The following is a 25,499-nucleotide window of genomic DNA, read 5'->3' on the forward strand; positions in this document are numbered from 1 at the left end:
AAGATGCTGGCGGAGGGGAGTGGGAGTCGAACCCACCCAGGACGGGCTCGCCGCCCCAACCGGATTTGAAGTCCGGCCGCCCCACCGGGGACGCTTCCCTTCCCTACTCCCCGAACAGGTCGAGGCGATGGGGATTTATCCGACGCAGATCGCCGCGGCGCAAGGTGAAGCCCAGGCGGTCGAAGAAATCGAGGATCTGGATCGCCACCTTGCGGCCGTTGTCCAGCCGATCCCGGAAGGCGGGGGCGGTGAACCAGTCGTCGGGGGCATCGGCGGCGACCTCGCGCAGGATCGCGGCCATCTCCCGCGTGACTTCGCGTGCGAAGAAATGATCCTGCGCGATCTGGTCGGTGCGACCCAGCTTCTGCGTCAGGCGCAGGATGCGGCGGATCTCGTGTTCGTCCAGGCTGAATTCCGTGGCAAAATCGCGCACGCGGGGCGGGCGGAAGCGGGCCTCGCCCAGAAGCTGCGCCAGGATGCGGGCGTAAAGCACCTCGTCCTCGGGCGAGAGTTTGACCTCATGGCCGGGCAGGCGCAGGAAGGCACCGTCCAGCACGACGCGGCCCGCCTCGGCCTCGGCGCGCAGGAACAGCAGGAACTCCGGCTTGGGCAGGCGCGGGCGCAGGGTCAGGCGCAGCTTCTCGCGCCCGAGGCCGGGAAGATCGGGGTTTTCGGCGTGGAAGGCGGCCAACGTCTCCGCCAGCCCGTCGCGCAGCGCCTGCAGGGTGGCAGGTGACAGCACCAGATCGCCCAGCCGCAGCAGCCCGACGCGTTCGGCCAACGCGGGATCGGGCTTCAGCCCGCGGTCGCGCAGGAAAGCGGGCAGGTCCACCGGGGCAACAGCGGCCTGCCCGGCCAGCGCGCGGGCGGGGTCGGTCTCGCGCATCGCTGCCAGAAGCGCCAACCGCTCGGGCGTGCCGCGTTTGCGGGCGGGCGGGCGCAGGTCGAGAAACCGCCCGCCGCCAAGCGTGCGGCTGGCCGAGGTATCGCGCAGAATGAAGCGGTCCCCCGCCAGCGCCGCCAGAGGCCGGTCCAGCACCAGTTGCGCCAGCCCGCTCTGGCCCGGCCCGATCGGGTTCTGCAAGGGAACCACCCGCGCGCCGGCCTCGGCGGCATGGCTGTGCAGGCGGGCGGGAAACCATGTATCCACCGGCTTCGGCGCCGAGGCCAGCACCGTCAGGAAGACATCGATCCGGTCGGAGGGCGCGTGCAGCGCCGGGTCCAGCGCCATGTCGCCGCGATGGATCGCCTCCTTGCCGATGCCGTCGCCCGCAAGGTTCAGCGCGCAACGCTGGCCTGCCAGCCCCTCGCTGGCCTTGCGGTTCTGCGCGTGGATGCCGCGCACCCGCGCCGTCAAGCCCGAGGGGCTGACCGTGACGATATCGTCCAGCGCCACCCGGCCGCCCAGCACCATGCCCGAAACCACGGTGCCCGTCCCCACCAGGGTGAAGCTGCGGTCCACGGCAAAGCGGAACCGCCCGGCGCTATCGCGCGAGGCGACCTCGGCCTCGGCCGCCGCAAGCCGGGCGCGCAGGTCGGCGATGCCCTCTCCGGTCAGCGACGAAACCGGCAGGACCGGCGCATCCGCCAAGCTGGTGCCCGCCAGCGCGGCGCGGATTTCCGCCGTCACCTCGGCCCGCCGCTCCGGCCCCGCCAGATCGGCCTTGGTCAGCGCGACCATGCCCCGCGTCAGGCCCAGCAGGTCGAGGATCGCCAGATGCTCGCGCGTCTGCGGCATCACCCCGTCATCCGCAGCGACCACCAGCAGCGCCATGTCGATCCCGCCCGCCCCGGCCAGCATGGTATGGATCAGCCGCTCATGCCCCGGCACATCGACAAAGCCCGTCACCCGGCCTCCGCCCAGATCGGCATAGGCGAAGCCGAGATCGATGGTGATGCCGCGTGCCTTTTCCTCGGCCAAGCGGTCGGCATCCACGCCGGTCAACGCCTTGACCAGCGCGGTCTTGCCATGGTCGATATGACCCGCCGTGCCGACGATCATGGCGCGGACAGGGCGTCCAGCAGCGCCTGATCCCGGTCGAGGCAGCGCAGGTCGAGGATCAGCGCGCCGTCGTGGATATGGCCGATCACCGGCACCGGCAGGGCGCGTAGCCGTGCCGACAGCCGGTCGGGGGCGTCTCCTCCGGCACCAGTCAGCCTGAGCCCCGCCGAGGGGATCGTATCGGTCGGCAACGCGCCGGAGCCGACCTGACTTTCGCAGTCGCAGGCCATGGCGGCAAAGCCGTGCGGGGCGAGCAGCGCGTCCACCTGTGGTGCCAGCCGGGCGGCCTGCGCGGCGATCTCGGCCTTTGGTCGGGACAGGTGGCGCAGGGTCGGCAGGCGCTCGGCCAGACGGTCGGGATCGCGGTAGAGCCGCAGCGTCGCCTCCAGCGCGACGATGCGGATCTTGTCCAGCCGCAGGGCGCGTTTCAGCGGGTTCCGGTTGATCGCCGCGATCAGGTCCTTGCGCCCGACGATGAACCCCGCCTGCGGCCCGCCCAGAAGCTTGTCGCCCGAGAAGGTGACCAGATCGGCGCCCTCAGCCACCGCCTCGGCCACCGTCGGCTCGCGCCGGAGGCCGAAGCGCGCCAGATCGACCAGCGAACCGGAGCCGAGGTCGTTCACCAGCGGCACCCCGGCCTTGCGGGCGATCCGCGACAGATCGGCGGCGGGCACCTCGGCGGTGAAGCCCTCGATCCGGTAGTTCGAGGTATGGACCTTCAGGATCAGCCCGGTCTCTGCCGTCAGCGCCCCTTCGTAGTCGCGCGGATGCGTACGGTTGGTGGTGCCTACCTCGACCAGCCGCGCGCCGGCGCGGGCCATGATGTCGGGCATCCGGAAGGCGCCGCCGATCTCGATCAGCTCGCCGCGCGACACCAAAGCCTCGCGCCCCTGCCCGAAAGTGTTCAGCGCGATCAGGACGGCGGCGGCATTGTTGTTCACGACCGTGGCATCCTCGGCCCCGGTCAGGTCGCAGAGCAGCCCGCGCAGATGGTCGTCGCGCTGGCCCCGCGCCCCGCCGCCAAGGTCGAATTCCAGCGCCAGCGGGTTCGCCATAGCAAGGGTCGCCGCCCGGATCGCCTCATCCGCAAGGATCGCGCGGCCAAGGTTGGTGTGCAACACGGTTCCGGTCAGGTTCAGCACCGGGAAGAGAGTGCTCCGGCTGGCCTCGACCAGATCGGCGGCCAGGGTGGGGATCAGCCCGGCGGCCTCGGCCGTTCCGCTGCCGCCGCCCCGGATCGCGGCCCGCGCTGCATCCAGCCGCGCCCGCAACGCCGCGACCACCGCCGTCCGGCCATGCTCCGCCACCAGCGCCTGCACCTGAGGCAGCAGCAGGCATTGGTCCACCGAGGGCAGGGCGCGGAACCCCTCCATCAGTAGCCCGCGAGATAGGGGTTGAACCCGGCACGGCGGAAGCGGGTTTCCCGCATCAGCATGTCGAGGCCAAGGCTGCCCACGTCATCGGCCACCGGGTCCAGCGTCGGGTTCTTCACCTGATACAAGATCTTCACCCAGGAGCCGCATTCCGCGCAACATTCCGCCTTGACCGAGGCGTCATGCGTCTCTGCCGAGCGATAGGTGATCCCCTTGGTCGATCCGCAGCACAGGCATTTCACCCGAACTTCGTTCCAGCGCGTCGCGCAGCAGGCACAGGTGGCATAGCGGACGTTCTCGACCCCCTGCTCGCCCCGGACCGAAGAGGTGACAGGCCGTCCGCCGCAGGCCGGGCAGAGGCCTGTGCCCACCGGCACCAGATTCTCGCCCGCCAGCGTTCCGGCCAGCCGCGCCAGATGCACCTGCACCGCGGCGGCGGCGAAGAGATGCGGGGCCACGCTGTCCTCGGGGATGGTGTCGGACAGGATGTTGCAAAGAAGCCAGCTCCGGTCGGCCCTGTCGGCTGCGCGCAGGGCGTCCAGCGCCAACCGCGCGGGCTGGGGCATCGCCAGTTCCGCCGCCCCTTCCACCAGCGCGGCCAGGATGTCGTGCAGCGCGGGGTCGTCGGCCAGCGCGGCGCGGTCGATGGGGGGCATTTTCGCCGCGCGGGCCTGCGCCAGCCGGGCCGGTGGCAGGGGTTGCACGGGGGGAAACTGCACCACCAGCCGGGCCTGCAGCCGGGTCAGGGCGGCGAGGAAGTCCAGGTAGGGCCTCAACTCGCTGGTTTCGGCAAGGAAGGCGAAGCGCTTGGCCCGCCCTTGGAACAGCACCAGCGGTGACGGGATCAAAGCGAAGGGCGCCTCGGCCACGCCGCCGATCATCGAGGGGTCGGGTTCCAGGGTCTCCGCCATCGCTCCACGGGCCGACCGGCCACGCCTCCCTGCAAAGGAAAGCCCTCCGCGAAGGGCAGCCCCGGATTACTCTGCCGGACCGGAGTCCTGCCGTCCAGCCAGTTCGCGCAGCCATTTGCGGTGATGGCGAAAGGCCCAGCCCCCGGTCACCGTGCCGCGGGTCATGGCGCGGATGGTGCCGCGGGTCCAGATCGCCGCATAGACGTGCAGGATGAACACCATGATGGTCAGGAACGCCGCCGAGGCATGGACCGCCACGGCAATGCGCCGCGCGGGGATCGAGGCAAGCACCGGCGCATAGTCGCGCCACAGCGGAATCTGCTGTTCCCAGATCATGATGCCGGTGACGATCAGCACCAGGATCAGCCCGGCCATCGACCAGAACACCAGCTTCTGCCCGGCGTTGTACTTGCCAAGTTCGGGCAGGTTTTCCTCGCGCCCGGCCAGCAGGTCGCCGGTCTTCATCGCCCATTCCACATCCTCGCGCCGGGGCAGGTTCAACCGCCACATCTGCACGAAAAGGCCCAGAAAGCTGAAGAACATCACGATGCCGATCACCGGATGCAGCCAGCGAGCGGTCGGCCCGCCACCGAAGAGCGCGGTCAGGAAATAGAGCCAGGGCGAAAAGAAGGCGAAGCCCGACAAGAGAAGCAGGATCATGCAAAGCGCGGTCAGCCAGTGGTTCGCCCGGGTGAAGCCCCGGTAGCGGCTGACCGTCACCGGGTGGCGGGTCTCGATCCCGTCGCCGGGGGCAGAGTAGATGCGCCTCATCTCACGCCTCCTTCTGCGGATCGGTTTCGTCGACCAGTTCCTCGGCCTCGTGCTCCTCATGCTCGGACACGGTGTTCGGCCGGGCGAACAGCCCGTGCAGGACCGACCCCACCGCCGCCAGCCCGATTGCCGCCAGCCCGACCGTCTTGGCCGGCCCCTTCCAGCCCTCGACCACCGGAGAGATCCGGGGTTCGTCCGGCAGGCCCGCATAAAGCGAGGGCTGGTCCGCATGATGCAGCACATACATCACATGGGTGCCGCCCACGCCCTGCGGATCGTAAAGCCCGGCGTTTTCGTAGCCGCGCGACTTCAGGTCCTCGATCCGCTCGTTTGCGAGTGCGATCCGGCTTTCCTTGGTGCCGAAGGTGATCGCCTGCGTCGGGCAGGCCTTGGCGCAGGCCGGGCCTTGCCCCACCGCCACGCGGTCGGAGCAGAGCGTGCATTTCTTCGACACATGGGCGGTCTTGGAAATCCGCGGGATGTTGAACGGACAGCCCGTCACGCAGTAGCCGCAGCCGATGCAGTTGTCGGAGATGAAATCGACGATGCCGTTGGAATACTGCACGATGGCGCCGGGTGCCGGGCAAGCCTTCAGGCAACCGGGATCCTCGCAATGCATGCAGCCGTCCTTGCGGATCAGCCATTCCAGATCGCCGCTGTCCGGGTTCTCGTATTCGGAGAACCGCATCAGGGTGAACATGTCGGGGGTCAGGTCATGGGGGTTCTCGTAGACCCCGACGTTTTCCTCGACATCCGGATGGGTGTCGTTCCATTCGATGCAGGCGGTCTGGCAGGCCTTGCAGCCGATGCATTTCGACACGTCGATCAGCTTGGCCACCTTGTCCAGCTGCCGGTCCGGCGCGGGCAGGTCCGGCGTGGCCGAAGCCCTGACCACATCCGAGGATAGGAGGTTCGAGGCCAGGGGCGAGATCGGGGGGTTCGCCGCTGCCGTGGTCGGTTGCGGGGCGCGTTCGGTGGTCATGCCATGCCCTCCGCTGGCTCGATATTGACGAGATAGGCCTTGAACTCCGGCGTCTCGATATTGGCATCGCCCACGAAGGGACCCAGCGAATTCGGGCCGAAACCCTTCCGCGCCGCGCCCTTGAAGCCCCAGTGGATCGGGATGCCGATGACATGGACGGGCTTGCCGTCGCAGATCAGCGGGCGAATCCGCTTGGTCACCACCGCCTTGGCCCAGACCTGGCCGCGCTTGGACCAGACCCGCACCCAGGCCCCCTTGGCGATGCCTTTTTCGGCGGCAAGTTCTTCGCTGATCTCGACGAAGAACTCGGGCTGGTTCACCGCATTCACCCGGTTGTGCTTTGTCCAGTAGTGGAAATGCTCGGTCAGGCGGTAGGAAGTGGCGACGAAGGGGAACTCCGCGCTGGTCGCCATGTTGGCCAGATCGTCGGCGAAGACCCGCGCGACCGGGTTGCCCCGCATCGCCGGGTTCAGCGGGTTGGCGACCGGGCTTTCGAACGGCTCCATATGGGTCGGGAAAGGCCCGTCCCGCATCAGCTTGCGGCTGAAGAAGCGGCCCGTGCCCTCCGGGTTCATGATGAACGGCCCGACCTCGCGCGGCTTGGCGGTGACGGCGATGTCTGGAATATCCGGACCGGCCCATTTCTCGCCGTTCCATTCGATCAGCATGCGGGACGGATCCCATGGCTTGCCGTCAAGGTCGCAGGAGGCGCGGTTGTAAAGCACCCTGCGGTTGGCGGGCCAGGCGAAGGACCAGTTCTGGAACACCCCCATCCCGGACGGGTCGCTGTTGTCGCGCCGCGCCATCATGTTGCCGTCCTCGGTCCAGCAGCCGGCATAGATCCAGCAGGCGCCCATGGTGCTGCCGTCGTCGCGCATCTGGCCGAAGCCGGACAGTTGCTTGCCCGCCTCGAGCACCACCTTGGCCGGGTCGGCCGGATCGTAGAGCGTCTTCAGCGCGCGACCGTTCAGCTCACGCGCCAGTTCGGCGGCAGTGGGCTCGCCCGGGTCTTCGTACTCCCAGGACAGGTTCAGGATCGGTTCGGGCGCGGGGCCGCCCTCCTCCTCGTAAAGCTTTCTCACCCGCAGATAGATCTGCGCCATGATCCAGGCGTCGGTCCTGGCCTCGCCCGGCGGGGTCGCCCCGGCCCAGTGCCATTGCAGCCAGCGGCCCGAGTTCACCGTGGCGCCCTCGTCCTCGGCGAAGCAGGTCGTCGGCAGCTCCAGCACCTCGGTCTGGATGGAGGCTGTGTCCACCTCGTTGTGGATGCCGTGGTTTTCCCAGAACGAGGCCGTCTCGGTCTCCAGCGGGTCCATCACCACCATCAGCTTCAGCTTCGAGAAGGCCTCGGTCATCTTGGCCCGGTTCGGGAAGCTGAGCAGCGCGTTGAAGCCCTGGAAGAAGTAGGTGTTGACCTTGCCGTTCTTCATCATGTCGAACATGCGCATGGCGTCGTATTGCACGATGTCCAGCTTGGGCAGCCAGTCGTAGCCCCAGCCGTTTTCGGCGGTGGCCTTGTCGCCCCACAACGCCTTGAGGAAGCTGACCATGAACCTGTTGTAGTTCTGCCAGTAACTCATCTGGTTCGGGCGCAGTGGCTTGTTGCCCCGCGTCGACATGTAGGTGGCGAAGTCCGGCTCGGTCTCGCGCGGCATCGCCAGATAGCCGGGCAGCAGGTTCGACATCAGGCCCACGTCGGTCAGGCCCTGAATGTTGGAATGCCCGCGCAGCGCATTCATGCCGCCGCCCGCGATCCCGATATTGCCCAAAAGAAGCTGAAGCATCGCCATGCCGCGGATGTTCTGCGCGCCCTTGGAATGCTGGGTCCAGCCGAGCGCATACATCGAGGTCATCGCCTTGTCGGGGGCCGATGTCTCGCCGATCATCTCGCAGATCTTCAGGAAGCGGTCCTTCGGCGTGCCGCAGAGGTTCTCCACGAATTCCGGCGTGTAGACCGCGACATGCTGCTTCAGAAGCTGCCAGACGGTGCGCGGATGCTGCAACGTCTCGTCCGTCAGGACGAAGCCGTCCTCGCCGATCTGGTATTCCCAGCTGGTCTGGTCGTAGCTGCGTTTCTCGGCGTCATAGCCGGTGAACATGCCGTCGGACCAGCCGAAATCCTCGCGCACCAGATAGGAGACGTTGGTGTAGTTGCGGACATAATCCCACTGCACCTTGTCGTTCTCGATGCACCAGCGGATCACCCCCATCAGGAAGGCGATGTCCGAGCCGGGGCGGATCGGGGCGTAATAGTCCGACACCGATGCCGAACGGTTGAACCGCGGATCGACGACGATCAGCTTGGCGCCGCGATGATGCTTGGCCTCGGTCACCCATTTGAAGCCGCAGGGATGCGCCTCGGCGGCATTGCCGCCCATGATGACGACAAGATCGGTATTCTTGATATCGGTCCAGGAGTTGGTCATCGCTCCACGGCCAAATGTCGGGCCCAAACTGGACACCGTGGGGCCGTGTCAGACGCGCGCCTGGTTGTCGAATCCTACAATCCCCAGCGAGCGCACCACTTTCCAGGTGGCCCATGAGGTTTCATTGGTGGTGGCCGAAGCGGCCAGAAAGCCGGTGGTGGTCAGCCGGTTGACCGTCACACCCTCGGCATTCTTCTCGATCAGGTTGGCGTCGCGGTCGTCCTTGACCGCGCGGGCGATCTTGTCCAGCGCCTCGTCCCAGGTGATCTCGGTGAACCTGTCCGCCCCGGGTGCGCGATGGCGCGGATGGGTCAGGCGGGTTTCGGCCTTGACGTAATCCTTCAGCGCCGCACCCTTCGGGCACAGCGTCCCGCGGTTCGTCGGATGGTCGGCGTCCCCCTCGATGTGCAGGAGATCCGCCTTCTCGCCCGCCGCGAGATCACCCCTGGAATACATGATGATTCCGCAGGCGACGGAGCAGTAGGTGCAGATGTTGCGTGTCTCGGTGGTGGTGGCCAGCTTGAAGTCGCGCACATGCGCCGCGATCGCTGCCTCTGCCTGCCCAAAGCCCATGGCCCCAAGCGACGTCGCCGCCACCCCCCCGCCTGCCAGCTTCAGGAAGCTGCGGCGCGAAAGGTCGATGTTCACGGGTGACCCTCCCTTCACTGCCTCGATAAATCTAGGTTGCTCGGATCGAGCGATGGTCTGGTCTCAGGCTACCGCCAATTCGCCATTCCGTCGATATATTCATTCAGATATAACGCATTGGCCTGTCCCCGGACGGGCGGACGGCCGGTCATATCAGGACCAGCGTCTCGATGAAGCAGGCATGCATCTGGGCCGGTCGCCGACGGCGAGGGCTCCCGCCGGCACCAAGCCGGCGGGGAACGAGGTCAGAACAGCGCGGCGGTCTTGACCAGCGTGTACCAGGCGCCCCAGAGCGCCGGGATGCCCACTGCGGCCCAGGCCAGCAGCGTGGTCAGATCGAAGCGGCCGCGGTCGATGCCGAAGGAGCCGTGTTCAAGGATCGCGTCGGCCGAGGCGGTCTTGGCCTGCAGGGCGGCAACCTCTTCCGGCTTCATGAACCACTTGTCGTCCAGCGGCTTCACCAGCGCATTGGCGATCAGGCCGATCACCAGCATCCCGCACAACACATAGATCGTCGCGGCATAGGCGTCCGCGCCGGTCAGGCCGCGATCCACCTGATACTGCCGGATGTAGTTGACGACGACCGGTCCCAGGATGCCCGCGGTGGCCCAGGCGGTCAGCAGCCTGCCGTGGATCGCGCCGACGAACTGGGTGCCGAAGATATCGGCCAGGTAGGCCGGCACGGTCGCGAAGCCACCGCCATACATCGACAGGATGATGCAGAAGGCCGCAACGAACATCAGCTGGTTGCCCATGTGCGCGAAGGTCGGTGCCGCGGCGTAAAGCAGGATGCCCAGCAGGAAGAACACATAGTAGGTGTTCTTCCGCCCCAGCTTGTCCGACATCGAGGCCCAGAAGAACCGCCCCGCAATGTTGAACAGCGACAGAAGCGAGGTGAAGCCCGCCGCGATCCCGGCGATCTGCAGCTTCTGATCGGCGTTCAGGTCGGCAAAGCTCAGCTCCGGCAGGCCGATCAGGCGACCGGCGAAGATTTCCTGCAGAAGCGGTGAGGCGGCGCCCAGGATGCCGATCCCGGCCGAGACGTTCATGCAGAGCACGATCCAAATCAGCCAGAACTGCGGGGTCTTGTGCGCATCGCGCAGGTGGACATGGTGTTCCGTGATCATCGCGCCGGCCTTCTTCGCCGGGGGCGTCCAGCCCTCGGGCCGCCAGCCGGCGGGCGGGATGCGATAGCCGAAGGCGCCCGACAGCATGAACACCAGATAGACCGCCGCCATGACCAGGAAGGTCTCCCACACGCCGGGGGAGGTGTCGGTCTTGAAGGCCTCCATCAACTTTTGCGCCAAGGGCGAGCCAACCATCGCGCCGCCGCCGAAACCCATGATCGCCATGCCGGTCGCCATGCCGCGCCGGTCGGGGAACCATTTGATCAGGGTCGAGACGGGGGAGATGTAGCCGAGACCCAGGCCGATGCCGCCGATGAAGCCCGCGCCGAGCCACATCAGCCAGAGCTGGTGGGTGAGGACGCCAAGGGCGGCGATGGCGATGCCGCCGCACCAGCAGAGTGCCGAGACGACACCGGCCTTGCGCGGGCCGACATGCTCCAGCCAGCCGCCCCAGATCGCGGCGGAAGAGCCGAGGAGCAGGAAGAACAGCGTGAACATCCAGCCGAGGTCGGCCATGCGCCAGTTGCATTCGGTGGTGAAGAGCGCGGTCATCAGGCCCATGTCGGCGCAGGCCGCGGGCGTCTCTCCCGGTATGGCGGTGGTCAGCGGCAGCCAGAAGACCGAGAAGCCATAGGCCATGCCGATGCAGAGATGGATCGCCAGCGCGGCGGGCGGCACCAGCCATCGGTTGAACCCCGGCTTCGCGATGATCCTTGCCTTGTCCAGGATGCCGGTCTGGCCGCCGGAATATCCTTCGGTGATTGCTGTCATTCCTTCCCTCCCTTTCCCTCGACGGGGCGATTGCGAAGGGCGTTTCCGGTGGCTCCATCGGCCGCGCCTGCGCGACCCTTCTCCTTCCGCCGGAGATGCTCCCTCAAGGGATATACATGCGCAATTCGTGCCAACCTGCGGGGGCATGTGCTTTCAACGGGTTGGCGGGATTATTCGGTCGGCGGACGGACAGATTGTCGCAGGGGGCCGGACAGAATGTCCGTCAGTCCGCCGCGGGCAGCCAGAGCGTGAAGGTGGTGCCCACGCCCTTCGTGCTGGCGGCGGCGATGCTGCCGCCCTGCCGGTCCACCAGCGTCCGGCAGATCGACAGGCCGAGGCCGGTGCCGCCGCCGTCCGCGCGGGTGGTGAAGAACGGCTCGAAGATGCGCGACAGGGTTTCCGCATCCATCCCCTTGCCGCTGTCCGCCACCGCGATCTCGACCCCCGGAACGCCGTTATTGTCAGCATCGCGCAGCATCACCACGATCTCGCCGCCACCGGGCATGGCATGGACGGCGTTGACGATCAGGTTGACCATGACCTGCTGCAACTCGGTGCGGTTCATCAGCACCTGCCGGTTGGACAGCCCGTCCTGCCGCAGGGTCACGTCGCTGCGCGTCAGCAGATGGCGGACCAGCGGCAGGCAATCGGCCACCGCGTCGCGCGGGTCGGTGCGGGTGGCCCATCCGGCATATTCCTCGGGCCGGGCGAATTGCAGCAGGCGGTTCACGATCTGGCTGATGCGCTGGATCTGTTCGTCCATCAGGCGGAACTCGGTCGCGGCCCCGGCAGCGCCGTCGCCCATGATCTCGCGCAAGAGGTCCAAGTTGCCCTGGATCACCGCCACCGGATTGTTGATCTCATGCGCCGCTGCCGCGGTGATCTCGCCGATGGTGGCGAGCTTTTCCGAGACGATCAGCTTGCGCGTGGTCTCCTCGACCCGTGCATTCAACTCCTCGTTCCACTGGCGCAGCTCGGCGTCGCGGTCCTGGATCAGGTCCAGCAGGTGGTCGAGGTGATCCGCCACCCGCCCCACCTCGTCGCCCCGGCTCTGCACGCCGGTCCGCGCGCCCAGATCGCCCGCCTCGACCTGAGCGATGGTGGCGCTCATCTTCTCCAGCGGCTGGAAGACACCCCTTGCCCACCGCAGGAAGACCGGGATGGAGACGGCCGTGACGGCCAGGAAGCCCAGGCCCACCAGCCACAAGGTCGTGCGCTTGGCCGCGGCGAAGGGGGCCTCCAGAAAGCCGACGTAAAGCATCCCAACCCGCTGCCCCGCGGTGTCGACGATGGGCTCGTAGGCCGAGATATAGCGGTCGTTCACCACAAAGGCGCTGTCGAGCCAGGTCTCGCCCCGACCCAGCACCTTCTCGCGCACCTCGGCCGAGACCCTTGTGCCGAGCGCCCGCTTGCCCTCGAACAACCGGACATTGGTCGAGATGCGCACGTCTTCCAGAAACAGCGTCGCCGTGCCCTCGCTGCCCTCGGGCAGGCTGCCCGCGCGGTAGACGAGGTCGTTGATCGTGTCGATGAAGATGAGGTTCTGGTTCAGCAGAAGCCCGCCCACCAGGATGCCAGGTCGCCCGTCGGGCAGCTTCACCGGCGCAGCGGAGAGCACGACCATGCCCCGGTCTTCCTCGCTCCGGTCGGTGGGAACGGCGTTCGGCGTCGGGACCAGCGGCACCCGCGCCCGTGCCGCGAGATCGGGGGACAGACGCGCCAGGTCGGTGTTGCCGAAGATCTCGATCCCCGTTCCCGCCTGACCCTGCAGCGCGGCCGCGATCAACGGACCCTTCGGCGCGGGCCGCGCTTCGGGCGGGCTGACAGCGACCGGCCGGACGGAGGTGTCGGCGACATAGAGGAAATCGAGACCCATCCCTTCCCGCTGTGCTTCCAGCAGCGGCGCAGGATCGGTGGTCTCGGCGAAGTCGACCGACCGGCCCAGGGCCTCGACGCGCTCGCCGGTGGTTTCCAGGATGCGCGCCAGATACTGCCGGGCGACGGTCAGGTCGCTGTTGACCTTGGTCGCCAGCAGATCATCGAACTTGCCCTGCCAGCGCAGCATCGTGCCCCCCAGCAGCAGGGGCAGGATCACCAGCGTCGGCAAAAGCGCGATGGCCAGAAGCCGGTGGCGGACCGAGCGTACGCGGGGCAGGGGGGTGGGCTCAGCCATTCCCGGCCTGAAGCCGCCGGTCGATGGTCTTGCGCGAGATGCCCAGCCGCGCGGCGGCAGCCTCACGGTCGCCATCGCAGGTGGCCAGCGCCGCAAGGATGGCGCGGCGCTCCATCTCCGCCAGCGTTTCGGGCTGGGTTGCAGAGGGTGCGGCCGGGGATTCAGCCGCAAACCCGCCGAGGATCAGCGCCCGCTCGATGGTGTTGCGCAGCTCGCGCACATTGCCCGGCCAGCGATAGGCGGCAAACCCGGCGCGGACCGCGGGCGGGATCGGCACTGCCGGCATCCCCAGCTGCCGCGACAGCTTTTCCATGAACAGCGTCGCAAGGTCCTGCACATCATCGCCCCTATCGCAGAGCGGGGGCATGTGGATCGACATCACGTTGATGCGGTAGAGGAGGTCGGCGCGGAACCGGCCGTCGGCCACCGCCCGATTCAGGTCGCTGTTGGTGGCAAAGACCAGACGCACGTCGACGGGCACCTCGCGCTCGGACCCGAGCGGGCGGATCCGCCGGTCCTCCAGCACCCGCAGCAGCTTGGCCTGGGCAGGCAGCGGCAGCTCGCCGATTTCGTCGAGGAACAAAGTGCCGCCGCGGGCGTGCAGGAACAGCCCCTCGCGGCTTTGATGCGCGCCGGTGAAAGCCCCTTTCATGTGGCCGAAAAGCTCGGTCTCCACCATGTCGGGCGGGATCGCGGCGCAGTTCACCGGTACGAAGGGCCGCGCGGCGCGGGGCGACAGCTCATGGATCATCCGGGCCGCCACTTCCTTGCCGGTGCCCGACTGCCCGGTCAGCAGCACCGAGGAGAGAAGCGGCGCCACCCGCCCGATCATGTCGCGGATCGTGCGGATCGCGGGGGATTCCCCGATCAACTGGTTGCGCAGGAGGATGTGGTCGGAATTGGTCCGCAGCTCGTGCCGCAGGACGTGGTTTTCCCGTTCCAGCCGGGCGCGCTCCAGGCAACGGGTGACGGCATTCAGGATCTGGTTCGACCGGAACGGCTTCAGGAGAAAGTCCGAGGCCCCCGCCTGCAGGGCCTGGATCGCGGTCTCCAGATCGGCATAGGCAGTGATCAGGATCGAGGGCGGGAAATAGCCCGAGGCCCGCTGCGCCGCCAGCCATTCCACCCCGCGCCGCCCGTCCATCACATTGTCGAGGATCACCACGTCATGATGGCCGGCGGCCAGCATCTCGGCGGCCTGCGCGGTATCCGGCGCGGTCTCAACCGAGCGGCAGCGGCTGGCGAGCGTGCGTTGCAGGAAATGGCGCATTCCCGGCTCGTCGTCCACGACCAGGACCGAAGCCTGGGCCAGCACCTCGCCGAAATCGGCGGCCGGGCCGCGCTCGACCGCCCTGGCTTGCGTGGTCATGGTTCCTCCCCCGGGGGCCGGACCGGCCTGCCCCTTGCGACCGGAGCCTTGCATCCCGCGCGCCTCCGGGCAAGCATTCTGTCGGGGGGCAAGGGATGCTGACGACCACACCCAGACTGGGGCCGAAGCTGACGGCAGGCCTTGCGCAGGCGATCTCGCTTCTGTCGCTGACGGCGGGCGAGCTGGCGGCGCGACTGGCGGTCGAGGCGACGGGGAATCCGGCACTGCGGCTGGTTCCGCCGGCGGAGGGATCCTGGCGGCCGCTGTTCGACCCCGAGGGCGTGGCGGCGCCCTCGGGCAGCCTGATCGCGCATGTGCTGGCGCAGATCGCGGCGATGCGCCTTGGTCCGCGACCACTTGCCATCGCGCTGGCGCTGGCCGAGGGGCTGGAACCGACCGGCTGGCTCGGCCCCACGCCCGCAGCAGTGACGCGCGCCTGCGGGGTGGCCGAGGCCGAGGTGCTGGCGGTTCTGGCGCGGTTGCAGCGGATCGAGCCCGCCGGGCTGTTCGCCCGCAGCCTTGCGGAATGTCTGCGCCTGCAAGTCGAGGCGGCGGGCGACCTGACCCCGGCGGTCGGTGCGGTGCTGGACCATCTGGCGCTGCTGGCCCATGGCGATCTGGCCGCCATCGCCCGCCAGACCGGACGGCCCGAGGCCGAGCTTACGCAGGCCGCCCGCCTGATCCGCGGGCTGAACCCCAAGCCGGGGCTGGTTTTCGAGGGACCGATGCCGCCGCCGCTGCCGGCCGACCTGCTGGCGCAGCGCGCCCCTGGCGGGTGGGAAGCGGTGGCCAATCCGGCGATGTTCTCGGTCGAGGTCGTGGCTGGCCGGGGCGACGCGACCGCGGCGGCGGGGATCGGGCGGGCGGTCGACCAGCGCCAGCGGATCGCCGCAATGGTCGGCACGCTTCTTGTGCGGCATCAGGCGGGATGGCTGGAAGATGGCGACCCGGCGCCGCTGACAACGCAGGCGCTGGCAGACATGGCGGGCCTGCATGTGGCCACCGTGAACCGCCTTTTGCGCGGGGTCAGTATCCGCACCCCGCGCGGCACACTGACCCTGCGCGCCCTTGCGACACGGCCCATCCGCTCCGATGGCCCCGCTGCCGAAACCGTGAAACAGCGTCTGGCCGAGTTGCTGCGCCGTGCCGGAGAGGCGAGGCCCAGCGATGCCCACCTTGCGGCGCAGCTGCAGGCCGAAGGGCTGCCCGTGGCCCGCCGGACGGTGGCGAAATACCGCGCGGCGCTCGGCTCGCGGATCTAGGGTCGCCACAACCCCGGAGCCTGCCGCTGTGTCAGGAGGCTGGTGGCAACGATTCCGCAGATCGAGGCGGGAGCTTGTCCTGATGTCCTGAAGCGAAGCTGCAACCGCGTGACAGGCCTGCGAGATATCGCTGACAGCGCTGTGCCGAGGTCCTCGCCAACTGGATGGCATCGACAGGCGAAACGACGGTGAACCTCAGCGGGTCGCGGGGTCGAAGTTGCGCCATGGCATCAAGGTCACAGTCGAGGACCGTCGCGATCTTCGGATAGCCGCCCGTCGTCTGGTGATCGGCCAGCAGGATCGAGGCCACCCCGTCGCCCGCCACCTGGACCGAGCCGCGCAGGACCGGTTCGGAGGGCATGTCGAGCGCCACCGCGGGCGCGATCCCCGGACCTTTCAGCCGGACGCCCATCCGGTCCCATGCATCCGTCATCTCCCAGGTTGCTGAGAGGAAGCGCTCCACGGTCTCCGGCGCGAAGAAGCGGTCCTGCGGGCCGAGGGTGACGCGGATCTCGTGCCTTGGACGCGCGAAGACCGGGCAGGGGATCGCGCCCTCGTCCGCCTCGCAGCGTGTCCCCGTGACGGTCCAACGCTGGCCGGTTGCAAGCCGACCGCCGCCAAGCCCCGAAAGGGAATGGGTTGCGGCATGGCCGAGCCAGGTTGGGCAGGCCAAGCGGCCTTCGATGGCCAGATAGCACCAGCTGCCCCAAGGCCCCGGTCGGATCGCCAGTGTCTCGCCTTGCCGCAGCCTGGCGACCGTCCATGATCCGCGCTTGACCCCGTCGTGTTCCAGGATGAACCCGCCCCCCGCCACGGCGAAGCCGACCTCTCCGGCGAGGCAGGCGAGGACAAGGCCACCACGAGAGACCTCGATTGCCGGGGCATCAGCCGGGTTGCCCAGGGCGAGATTGGCGGCCGCGAAGGCCAGGCGGTCCATGGGTCCCGAGGCGGGCACGCCAAAGCGCATCAATCCCGGGCGCCCGGTGTCCTGCACGGTCACATGCGGGCCGGCGAACGCCACGGAGAGGATCGCGTCGGTCATGCCGCGCCGAACTCGGCGCGCGAGATGCGGCGGAAGCGCACCGGGTCTCCAACGTCGAAGAGGAAGGGCCGGGCCGGATCTTCGGTCAGGATGCGGGTGGGCGAGCGGCCGATGATCCACCAGCCCGTCGGCATGGTCAGGGTCGAAACGAGGCATTGCGGACCGGCGATCAGGACGCTTCCCGCCGGGACGCCGCGCACGGCGGTAGGTTTGCGCGGCATCTGCAAGACGTCGGGCACACCGGCAAGGTAGGCATAGCCGGGTGCGAAGCCATACATGAAAACCTCGTAGCGGCCCGCGAGATGGGCGGCGATGACCTCTTCGGGTGAAAGGCCCGAGGCGCGGGCGACCTCGGCAAGGTCGGGGGCAAGGTCGGCGTCATAGCAGACCCGGACGTCCCGCGGGGTTGTCTGACGGGCAGCGAGAGGCCGGGTCAGAAGCCCCCGGGCATGGGTTTCGACGGCGGCATGATCGGTCGCGAGCGGGTCGAAGCGGATCATCAGGCTGGCAAAGGCTGGCACGGTCTCGGCCAGGCCGGGGCAGGGATCGGCGGCCAGACCCGCATCTAGCGCAAGGACGCGGTCGTGGATGGCGGCCTCGATCCTCTCGCCGAATTCGACGAGAAGGCCGTGTTCGGCGACGGGAGTGAAGCGGGGGAAGCCCTGCATCAGAGGAAGGATTCCAGCGTCACCCCCGCCGCCTGAAGGCGCGCGCGGATCACTGTGGCCATCTGCAGCGCGCCCGGGCTGTCGCCGTGGACGCAGATGGATTGGGCGGCGAGCGGAATCGGCGCCCCCTCGATCACCGGCATGAGCCCGGTCTTGAGGAAGGCGAGCAGCCGCACGGCTGCCGCCTCTGCATCGTGCAGCACGGCGCCGGGGCGCGAGCGCGGCACCAGCTTGCCGTTGGGCAGATAGGCGCGGTCGGCGAAGATTTCCGAGAAGACCCGGATTCCAGCGGCCCGTGCCGCAAGCTCCAGCTCGGTGCCGGAAATCGCCAGGACCGCCATCCCGTCGGGCAGGGCCGCGAGGATCGACTCGGCCACGGCCCGGTCATCGGCGGCGAGGTTGCCGAGGGCGCCATGCGGCTTGACGTAGCCCACCCTCGCCCCTGCCAGCCGCCCCACGCCCTCCAGCGCGCCGACCTGGGCTGCGACCATCCGCGTGATCTCTGCCCCGGACATCGGGATCACCCGGCGACCAAAGCCCATCGGGTCGGCATAGCCGGGATGGGCCCCGATGGTGACGCCCCGGTCGACCGCCAGCCGCAGGGTCTTGAACATCGTCTCGGGATCGCCGGCATGGCCGCCGCAGGCGATATTGGCCGAGGTGACGAGGTCCAGCATCGCCGCGTCATCGCCCATTTCCCAAGGACCAAAGCCCTCGCCCAGATCCGAGTTGAGGTCGATCCGCATCACGTCCCCGGCCTGTAGGTCGCGCGGGTCAGCAGGATGACGCCCGCCCCCTCGGCGGTGTCGTAGTAGGTGAACCCGGTGCGGTTGGCGCGGCGGCCCTTCATCTTGACCGGCAGCCCCGACGCGGCTTCGGCCGCATCGGCATCAGGCACTTCGAAACCCAGATGAAAGACACCTTCCCCTTTGGAATCCAGATGCAGGCGCTGGGGCGTGGGGTGGTGATCGGGCTGGCAAAGCTGGAGCTGGACATCGGGCAGATTGCAGATGCGATATTGCATCGCCATGAAGCCCTCGGAACTGGGCACCTGCAGGTCCTCGTATTCCGCCAGCGGGGGATAGGCGATCCAGGGGCCGATGCCGATGGATTCGTAGTAGGCCTGCGTCTTGTCGATGTCATGGACCACGATGCAGACATGGTGCAGCTTCTGGAAGATCGGGCTCATCGGGTCACTCCTTCACGGGCACGGTATAGTTCAGGATGCGGCGGCCCCCGTCGGGATAGATCGTCTCGCCGGTAATATAGGAGGCGTCCTCCGACGCGAGGAAGGCTACGACACCTGCGATTTCCTCGGGCTCGCCCAGACGGCCCATCGGGGTGCGGGCAAGGATCGCATGCATGCCCGCGCGCTCGGTGAAGGCGCCCTTGATGATCTCGGTCGCAATCGTGCCGGGGCCGACGCCACAGACCCGGATGCCATGGGGCGCAAAGGCCACGGCGGCGGTCGATGTCACCTGGTTCATGCCGCCCTTGGAAATCGCGTAGGTCGCCACGTTCGGATTGGCCAACCCAGAGTTGATCGAGGACATGTTGATGATGACCCCGCCCCCGCCTTGCGCGATCATCGCCCGCGCCGCCGCCTGGGTTCCGAGGAAGGCGCCCTTCAGGTTCACCCCGATCACGCGGTCGAAGGTATCGGGCGAGACGGACAGGAAATCCATGACCGGGGCGATGCCCGCGTTGTTCACCATTACGTCGATGCGGCCGAAGGCGGCGACGGCAGCTGCCACCAGTGCGTCGACCTGGTCCTTCTCGGCCACATCCGTCACGACGGCGAGAAGCGTTTCGGTCGAACCGATCTCGGCGGCGGTGGCTGCAAGCCTTTCCGCATTCACATCCGCGATCACCACGCGCGCACCCTCGTTCAGGAACCGCTCGGCGGTCGAGCGTCCGATACCCTGCGCGCCCCCGGTAATGACAACGACTTTACCTGCAAAGCGCATGGAAGGGACTCCTTCAATAGACGATGGATTCCGGCAGGGGCGTGCCGGAACGGATGCGATGATAGCCGAGGGGCGAGAGGTCGAGGGTGTCAAATCGCCCGAGGGTCACAAGTTCCGCCACGCCGCGCCCCGCGGCGGGGGCATGCATGACGCCGTGACCGGAAAAGCCGGTGCAGAGGACAAGGTTCTCGACCTCGTCATGGAAGCCCAGCACGCCGTTGGGTCCAGCGCATTGACCTCGTAATGCCCGGCCCAGGACCGCTCCAGCCGCAACTCCTCCATCGCCGGGATGCGGGTGGCGAGGGCGGGCCAGTAAGGGCCCTCGAGGAGATGGTGATCGGGCTCGAAATCGCCTGTGGCTTCGGGATCGTGGCTTGGCTGGATGCCGCCGATGTAGCCTTCGCCCTCAGGGCGGATCCAGATGCCGGATGTGTCGAAGAGCATCGGGAAATCGGCGTGCCTGACCGGCGCGCGGAAGTTGAAAACCGTGCGCTTGCGCGGCGAGACGGGCAGCGGCTGGTCAAGCCGCGCCATCAGTGCGCCCGAGGCGGCCCCGGCGGCAAGGATGCAGATGCTACATGACAGAGTCTGATCACCAATGCGCAGCCCGGTGATCCGTCCGCTGGAAAGGTCGAAGCCCGAGGCTTCGCCCGTCACATAGGTGACGCCCTGTGCCTTGGCCGCCGCGCGCACCAGCGACAACAGCGACCAGGCGTCGAACCAGCCTTCACCAGAGGCGCCGAAGGTGCCGATGCCGACGCCGTCCAGATCAAGGAAGGGGAAGCGGTCGGCGATTTCGTCCGGGGTCAGGGCCAGGATGTCGGCGCCGTGCGACCGCTGCATCCGGGCGGCGGCGCGACGGGCGTCGACCGTTTCGGGACCCCCGAGGATCAGGTAGCCCTTTTCCCTGTAGCCGATGTCTGCACCGGCCCCGAAGACCGCCTTGATCCGGCGGAAGAGATCGATGGCGTGCAGGCTCATCGCGATGTTGACCGGCGTGCCGAACTGGGTGCGGATCGCGGCGGCCGAAAGCGCGGTGGAGGAGAAGCGATAAGTCGGGTCCTTCTCGACCACGGTGATCTGGCCCGCAAACCCCGCCTGGCGCAGGGACCAGGCGCAGAAGCTGCCCATGATTGCGCCGCCGATGATGGCGACCCCTGCCGTCATCGGATCACGAAGGGGTTGGCGACGGTGCCCGCGGTGTCGATCCAGACGGTCTTGGTCTGCAGATATTCCCCGATCGCCTCTTGCCCGCTTTCCCGCCCGATCCCGCTGCGCTTGTAGCCGCCGAAGGGCGCCATGTAGCTGACGGCGCGGTAGGAATTGACCCAGACGGTGCCGGCTTCCAGTGCCGCGCTGCCCCGCAGTGCCCGGCCCATGTCGCCGGTCCAGAGACCCGCCGCCAACCCATAGGGGCTGTCGTTGGCGATGGCGAAGGCCTCGTCCTCGGTGTCGAAGGGGATGATCGAGAGGACGGGGCCAAAGACTTCTTCCCGCGCGATGCGCATCTGGTTGGTGACGCCGGTGAAGATCGTCGGCTCGACGAACCAGCCATCGCCCTCGGGCACCTTGCCGCCAAGTGCCACATTGGCCCCCTCGCCCCGTGCGATGTCGAGATAGGACAGCACCTTGGCCCGTTGCGCCTGCGTGGTGATGGGTCCGACCTGGGTCGAAAGGTCGGCAGGGTTTCCCATCCGCGCCGTCGCGGCCAGTTGGACCACGCCCTCGACCACCCGATCATGCACCGACCGCTGCACCAGAAGGCGCGAGCCCGCGATGCAGGTCTGGCCCGAGGCGGCGAAGATGCCGGAGATCGCACCCTTTACCGCATTCTCGATACTGGCGTCGTCGAAGACGATATTGGCGGACTTGCCGCCCAGCTCCAGCGTGACGGTCTTCAGGCCCTCGGCCGCAGCGCGATAGACGGCGATGCCGCCGGGTTCGCCGCCGGTGAAGGCGATCTTGGCAACGTCCGGATGGCTGACGAGGGGGGCGCCCACCTCGTGCGGCATTCCCGTCACGGTGTTGACGACACCCGGTGGGAAGCCGGCCTCGGCAAAGAGCTTCACGAATTCCAGCGTCGAGGCCGAGGTGTGCTCGGACGGCTTGATGACCACGGTGTTCCCCGCCGCCAGAAGCGGCGCGAGCTTCCAGGTCAGGAGCATCAGGGGAGAGTTCCAGGGCACGATGGCCGCGACCACGCCCAGGGGTTCGTGACGGGTGAACGCGAACATGCCCGGCTTGTCGATGGGCAGGACGGCGCCCTCGATCTTGTCGGCAAGGCCGCCGAAATAGCGATACCATTCCGGGATATAGCGGCACTGCGCCCCCATCTCGGCGATCAGTTTGCCATTGTCGCGGGTTTCCAGTGCAGCCAGCCTTTCGGCGTCGGCGGCGACAAGATCGGCCAGCCGGACCAGAAGCTTGCCCCGCGCCGTGGCGGTCATCCCGGCCCAACCGCGGAAGGCTGCCTTGGCCGAGGCCACCGCCGCATCGACCTGGTCCTTCCCGTCGGCCGGGATCAGCGCCCAGGGCTGGCCGGTATAGGGGTCGAAGCTTTCGAATGTCGCCTTGGCAGGGGCCTGCTGTCCGCCGACCGTGTTGAAGAAGCGCTCCATCATCCCTCCTCAGCAGGTGCCAAGCCCAAGATGGGCGCGGAAGCGGTTCTTGATCGCCACCGCGTCGCGGGGCGGCAGGGAGCGAGGCAGGTTCTCCGCCTCGATCTTCAGGACGAACAGGCGCGGGCCCTGGGCGGGCTGGTGCAGGCGCGTGGCCAGAGCCTCGACTTCGGCAAGCTCGCGCAACTCGCCCGTCTCGGCAAAGCCCGAGGCGGCGGCCACGCGGTCCAGCGCGATCCCCTGTCCGGTATGGCTCGCCTGCATCCCCGTCTCGCCGAAATGCTGGTTGTCGAGAACGATGATGTCGAGGTTCTTGGGCTTTGCCACCGAGATCGTGGCCAGCGCACCATAGGCCATCAGCATCTCGCCATCGCCGGTGATGACCATGACCCGCCTGTCGGGCTGCGCCTGCGCCAGGCCGAGGCCGGTCAGCGCCGCCCCGCCCATCGCCCCCCAAAGGTAGTAGTTGTCGGCGCTGTCACCCGCGGCGTGGACGTCATAGCTGGGCGATCCCAGCCCGGTGATAACCAGTGCCCCGTTTCGCGCCGCCAAGAGCTGCGCCACGGCGGCCCGTCGATCCATCACCATTTCTTCTTCCCCAAAAGCCGCTGCCCGATCAGCACCGCAATCTGCTGGTCGCCGTCAAAGGCCATGCCGGCCGCCTGTTCCACCGTCTCGACCAGATCGGCCCCGGTCTCGGCCCGAAGCACCGTGACCCCGATGGCCCGCAACGAGGCCTCGACCGCCCGGCCCATCGGCACCTGCCAGGGGTTGAACTCGGCCCATTCGCCGCGCATCGTGACCAGCATCAGAAGCGGTGTGCGGCTTTGCACCGGCAGCGATAGCATGTTGATGCAGTTCCCGACGCCCGAAGATTGCATCAGGACGACCGACCTTTGCCCCCCGAGCCAGGCCCCGGTGGCGATGGCGATGCCCTCTTCCTCGGTGGTCAGGACGTTGCACTTCACCTCGGGATCGGCGCCGAAGAGGCGGATCAGGGTGGAATGCCCGGCATCGGGGACATAGCACATCTGGCGGATTCCCGAGGCTTTCAGCACGTCGTAGACGGCCTCGGGCCAGTGCAAGGCCAGGTCACGGGCAATCGGGTCAGCGACCGTCATCAGCGTCTCCATCTCGTTGCCTGGACCATAGCCTTGCCGAAATGCGCTGACATCGACCCTTTTTCGTGAACAGATATAGCGGTATTCTATGGCATGGAATTTTCTCAACTCCGCACCCTGATCCATGTTGCCGAGTTGGGCAGCCTGTCGAAGGCTGCCGACCGGCTGCACATTGCCCAACCCGCCCTGTCGCGGCAGGTCCGCCTTCTGGAGGAGGAACTGGGTGTCCGGCTCTTTGACCGGCACGGGCGCGGGATGGTGGTGACGGACCAGGGCCAGGACGTATTGCGCCATGCGCTGCGCATCATGGCCGAGTTGGAAGAGATCCGGGCCACCGTCGCCGACGAGGATGCGCCGCTGCGCGGTCATGTCTCGATCGGCATGCCGCCGACGGTGGCAGACATCCTGTCCGAGCCCCTTGTCTCGGCCTTTCGCGAGACCCATCCCGACGCGACCCTGCGCATCGTCAGCGCCTATTCCGGTTATCTTCTGGACTGGATGCACCGGGGCGAGATCGATGCCTCGGTGCTTTACGACCCGAAATCCGCCCGGACCCTGCGCATCCAGCCGCTGCTGGCGGAGGTCCTGTTCCTTATCGGCCCGCCGGGCGCGGGCCTGTCCCAGGAGGTTCCCGTCGACTTCCTGGCGCTGGAGGGGCAGCGGCTTCTCCTGCCAAGTGCGGGGCATGGGCTGCGGGCGATCCTCGACAAATGCGCGGGCGAAAGGGGCTTTGCGCTTTCGGTGCCCGTCGAGGCCGACAGCTATTCGACGCTGAAGGGGCTGGTGCGGGGCGGCCACGGCATGACCATCCTGCCCCGGGCGCCGATCCACCGCGACCTTGCGCTCGGAGATCTCTGCGCCGCACCACTGCACAATCCCGTACCGATGCGGCGGCTGATCCTTTCTTTTCCGACCGACCGTCCGATCCCGCGTCTCGCTCGCTTTGCCGGGGGAGTCATCGCGCAGAACGTGCAGAAGATGGTGCAAGACGGCATCTGGCCCGGTCGTCTGCCAGAAGCCCCATAGAATCGCGCTATAGCTGATCTATCCCATCTCTCTTTGTCGGCATGGCTGATCTCTGTCATGCAGGGGTCAGACAAAGAGGACAACGATGCAGGAAACCTATCCCGAAATCCGCGAGGCCGTGGCCAGGCTATGCGCCCGCTTTCCGGGCGAATACTGGCGCAAGCTCGACCGGGAGATGGGCTATCCCCAGGCCTTTGTCGATGCGCTGACCGAGGCGGGCTGGCTCTCGGTGCTGATCCCCGAGGAGTACGGCGGCGCGGGCCTGCCCCTGTCGGCGGCGGCGGCGGTGCTGGAAGAGATGCAGCGTGCGGGCTGCAATGTCGGAGCCTGCCATGCGCAGATGTACACGATGGGCACGCTTCTGCGGCATGGCTCGGCGGCACAGAAGGCGGCCTATCTGCCCCGGATCGCCAGCGGCGAGTTGCGCCTGCAGGCCTTTGGCGTGACCGAGCCGACCTCGGGCACCGACACCGGCGCCCTCAAGACCACGGCCCGGCGCGAAGGCGACCACTTCGTCGTCAATGGCCAGAAAATCTGGACCAGCCGCGCCGAACATTCCGACCTGATGCTGCTTCTGGCCCGCACCACGCCCTTGGCCGAGGGGATGAAGAAGACCGACGGGCTGTCGGTGATCCTGGTCGACATGGCGGACGCCAAGGACAACGGCCTGACCATCCGCCCGATCCGCACCATGATGAACCATGCCACGACCGAGGTCTTCTTCGACAACCTCCGCGTGCCGGTGGAGAACCTGATCGGCGAAGAGGGCAAGGGCTTCCGCTATATCCTTTCGGGCATGAACGCCGAGCGCATCCTGATCGCGGCGGAATGCGTCGGCGATGCCAAGTGGTTCCTCGACAAGGCCACGGCCTATGCCAGGGACCGCCATGTATTCGGCCGCGCCATCGGCCAGAACCAGGGCATCCAGTTTCCGCTGGCCAGGGCTTACGCCAACATGCGCGCCGCCGAGCTGATGGTGCGCGAGGCGCTCAGCCTCTACGAGGCCGGGCAGAATCCGGGAGCCGAGGCGAACATGGCGAAGATGCTGGCGGCCGACGCCAGTTTCGAGGCGGCGAATGCCTGCATCCAGACCCATGGCGGCTTTGGCTTTGCCGAGGAGTTCGGCATCGAACGCAAGTTCCGCGAGACCCGCCTGTATCAGGTCGCGCCGATCTCGACCAACCTGATCCTCTCTTACCTGGCCGAGCATGTGCTGGGTCTGCCCCGTTCCTACTGAGGCGA

21 protein-coding genes and 1 tRNA gene are annotated in these 25,499 nt (G+C 67.7%); 3 read left to right on the plus strand and 19 right to left on the minus strand.

Annotated elements, in window-relative coordinates; translation table 11 throughout:
- Positions 1-7: 7 nt before the first annotated feature.
- The 10 genes from V7Q39_RS00125 to V7Q39_RS00170 form a co-directional block, all read right to left on the minus strand.
- A tRNA-Sec gene (locus V7Q39_RS00125) sits at positions 8-103 on the minus strand.
- On the minus strand, positions 104-2,002 hold the full coding sequence (gene selB / locus V7Q39_RS00130; protein WP_333814168.1) for a selenocysteine-specific translation elongation factor: 1,899 nt from the start codon (positions 2,000-2,002) through the stop codon (positions 104-106).
- Positions 1,999-3,375, minus strand: coding sequence for an L-seryl-tRNA(Sec) selenium transferase (selA, locus tag V7Q39_RS00135; RefSeq protein WP_333814169.1), 1,377 nt, complete (start codon positions 3,373-3,375; stop codon positions 1,999-2,001). The genes selB and selA overlap by 4 nt, the downstream gene beginning before the upstream one ends.
- The gene (gene fdhE / locus V7Q39_RS00140) at positions 3,375-4,286 is read right to left on the minus strand and encodes a formate dehydrogenase accessory protein FdhE (protein WP_333814170.1); all 912 of its coding nucleotides are present in this window, start codon (positions 4,284-4,286) and stop codon (positions 3,375-3,377) included. The genes selA and fdhE overlap by 1 nt, the downstream gene beginning before the upstream one ends.
- A gap of 66 nt (positions 4,287-4,352) precedes the next feature.
- Positions 4,353-5,057: a formate dehydrogenase subunit gamma gene (locus tag V7Q39_RS00145; protein WP_333814171.1), complete on the minus strand. Its 705-nt coding sequence runs from the start codon at positions 5,055-5,057 to the stop codon at positions 4,353-4,355.
- Position 5,058: 1 nt separating this feature from the next.
- On the minus strand, positions 5,059-6,039 hold the full coding sequence (gene fdxH, locus V7Q39_RS00150; RefSeq protein ID WP_333814172.1) for a formate dehydrogenase subunit beta: 981 nt from the start codon (positions 6,037-6,039) through the stop codon (positions 5,059-5,061).
- Complete coding sequence (fdnG, locus tag V7Q39_RS00155; protein WP_333814173.1) at positions 6,036-9,113, minus strand: formate dehydrogenase-N subunit alpha; 3,078 nt, start codon at positions 9,111-9,113, stop codon at positions 6,036-6,038. Before fdnG ends, fdxH begins: the two co-directional genes overlap by 4 nt.
- A gap of 245 nt (positions 9,114-9,358) precedes the next feature.
- The gene (locus V7Q39_RS00160; protein ID WP_333814174.1) at positions 9,359-11,011 is read right to left on the minus strand and encodes an OFA family MFS transporter; all 1,653 of its coding nucleotides are present in this window, start codon (positions 11,009-11,011) and stop codon (positions 9,359-9,361) included.
- A gap of 223 nt (positions 11,012-11,234) precedes the next feature.
- Complete coding sequence (locus V7Q39_RS00165) at positions 11,235-13,184, minus strand: sensor histidine kinase (protein WP_333814175.1); 1,950 nt, start codon at positions 13,182-13,184, stop codon at positions 11,235-11,237.
- Positions 13,177-14,553 (minus strand): sigma-54-dependent transcriptional regulator, encoded by a 1,377-nt coding sequence (locus V7Q39_RS00170; RefSeq protein ID WP_333814176.1) that lies wholly within the window; start codon positions 14,551-14,553, stop codon positions 13,177-13,179. Before V7Q39_RS00170 ends, V7Q39_RS00165 begins: the two co-directional genes overlap by 8 nt.
- A gap of 95 nt (positions 14,554-14,648) precedes the next feature.
- Between V7Q39_RS00170 and V7Q39_RS00175 the strand changes: the two genes are divergently transcribed.
- On the plus strand, positions 14,649-15,815 hold the full coding sequence (locus tag V7Q39_RS00175; RefSeq protein ID WP_333814177.1) for an RNA polymerase factor sigma-54: 1,167 nt from the start codon (positions 14,649-14,651) through the stop codon (positions 15,813-15,815).
- A gap of 31 nt (positions 15,816-15,846) precedes the next feature.
- Here V7Q39_RS00175 and V7Q39_RS00180 read toward each other — a convergent pair whose 3' ends face one another.
- From V7Q39_RS00180 to V7Q39_RS00220, 9 genes are all read right to left on the minus strand, one after another.
- Complete coding sequence (locus V7Q39_RS00180; RefSeq protein WP_333814178.1) at positions 15,847-16,857, minus strand: biotin-dependent carboxyltransferase family protein; 1,011 nt, start codon at positions 16,855-16,857, stop codon at positions 15,847-15,849.
- On the minus strand, positions 16,854-17,525 hold the full coding sequence (locus tag V7Q39_RS00185; protein ID WP_333814179.1) for a 5-oxoprolinase subunit B family protein: 672 nt from the start codon (positions 17,523-17,525) through the stop codon (positions 16,854-16,856). The genes V7Q39_RS00180 and V7Q39_RS00185 overlap by 4 nt, the downstream gene beginning before the upstream one ends.
- The gene (locus tag V7Q39_RS00190) at positions 17,525-18,271 is read right to left on the minus strand and encodes a LamB/YcsF family protein (RefSeq protein WP_333814180.1); all 747 of its coding nucleotides are present in this window, start codon (positions 18,269-18,271) and stop codon (positions 17,525-17,527) included. The genes V7Q39_RS00185 and V7Q39_RS00190 overlap by 1 nt, the downstream gene beginning before the upstream one ends.
- Positions 18,271-18,714, minus strand: a complete 444-nt coding sequence (locus V7Q39_RS00195; protein ID WP_333814181.1) for a VOC family protein — start codon at positions 18,712-18,714, stop codon at positions 18,271-18,273. The genes V7Q39_RS00190 and V7Q39_RS00195 overlap by 1 nt, the downstream gene beginning before the upstream one ends.
- Positions 18,715-18,718: 4 nt before the next feature.
- Positions 18,719-19,492: an SDR family NAD(P)-dependent oxidoreductase gene (locus tag V7Q39_RS00200; RefSeq protein WP_333814182.1), complete on the minus strand. Its 774-nt coding sequence runs from the start codon at positions 19,490-19,492 to the stop codon at positions 18,719-18,721.
- A gap of 105 nt (positions 19,493-19,597) precedes the next feature.
- Positions 19,598-20,659 carry an NAD(P)/FAD-dependent oxidoreductase gene (locus V7Q39_RS00205; RefSeq protein ID WP_333814183.1) on the minus strand — a complete coding sequence of 354 codons (1,062 nt, stop codon included), beginning with the start codon at positions 20,657-20,659 and terminating at the stop codon, positions 19,598-19,600.
- Positions 20,656-22,110 (minus strand): aldehyde dehydrogenase, encoded by a 1,455-nt coding sequence (locus tag V7Q39_RS00210; RefSeq protein WP_333814184.1) that lies wholly within the window; start codon positions 22,108-22,110, stop codon positions 20,656-20,658. The genes V7Q39_RS00205 and V7Q39_RS00210 overlap by 4 nt, the downstream gene beginning before the upstream one ends.
- Before the next feature lie 9 nt (positions 22,111-22,119).
- Positions 22,120-22,692, minus strand: coding sequence for a thiamine pyrophosphate-dependent enzyme (locus V7Q39_RS00215; protein ID WP_333814185.1), 573 nt, complete (start codon positions 22,690-22,692; stop codon positions 22,120-22,122).
- On the minus strand, positions 22,692-23,231 hold the full coding sequence (locus V7Q39_RS00220; protein WP_333814186.1) for a thiamine pyrophosphate-binding protein: 540 nt from the start codon (positions 23,229-23,231) through the stop codon (positions 22,692-22,694). Before V7Q39_RS00220 ends, V7Q39_RS00215 begins: the two co-directional genes overlap by 1 nt.
- Positions 23,232-23,324: 93 nt before the next feature.
- Between V7Q39_RS00220 and V7Q39_RS00225 the strand changes: the two genes are divergently transcribed.
- Positions 23,325-24,257 carry a LysR family transcriptional regulator gene (locus V7Q39_RS00225; RefSeq protein WP_333814187.1) on the plus strand — a complete coding sequence of 311 codons (933 nt, stop codon included), beginning with the start codon at positions 23,325-23,327 and terminating at the stop codon, positions 24,255-24,257.
- Positions 24,258-24,342: 85 nt separating this feature from the next.
- Entirely contained in the window at positions 24,343-25,494 is a 1,152-nt protein-coding gene (locus V7Q39_RS00230) for an acyl-CoA dehydrogenase family protein (protein WP_333814188.1), read from the plus strand.
- Positions 25,495-25,499: the final 5 nt, after the last annotated feature.

It is taken from the genome of Tabrizicola sp., from assembly GCF_036781545.1.
In the GTDB taxonomy this organism is placed as follows: Bacteria; Pseudomonadota; Alphaproteobacteria; order Rhodobacterales; family Rhodobacteraceae; genus Tabrizicola.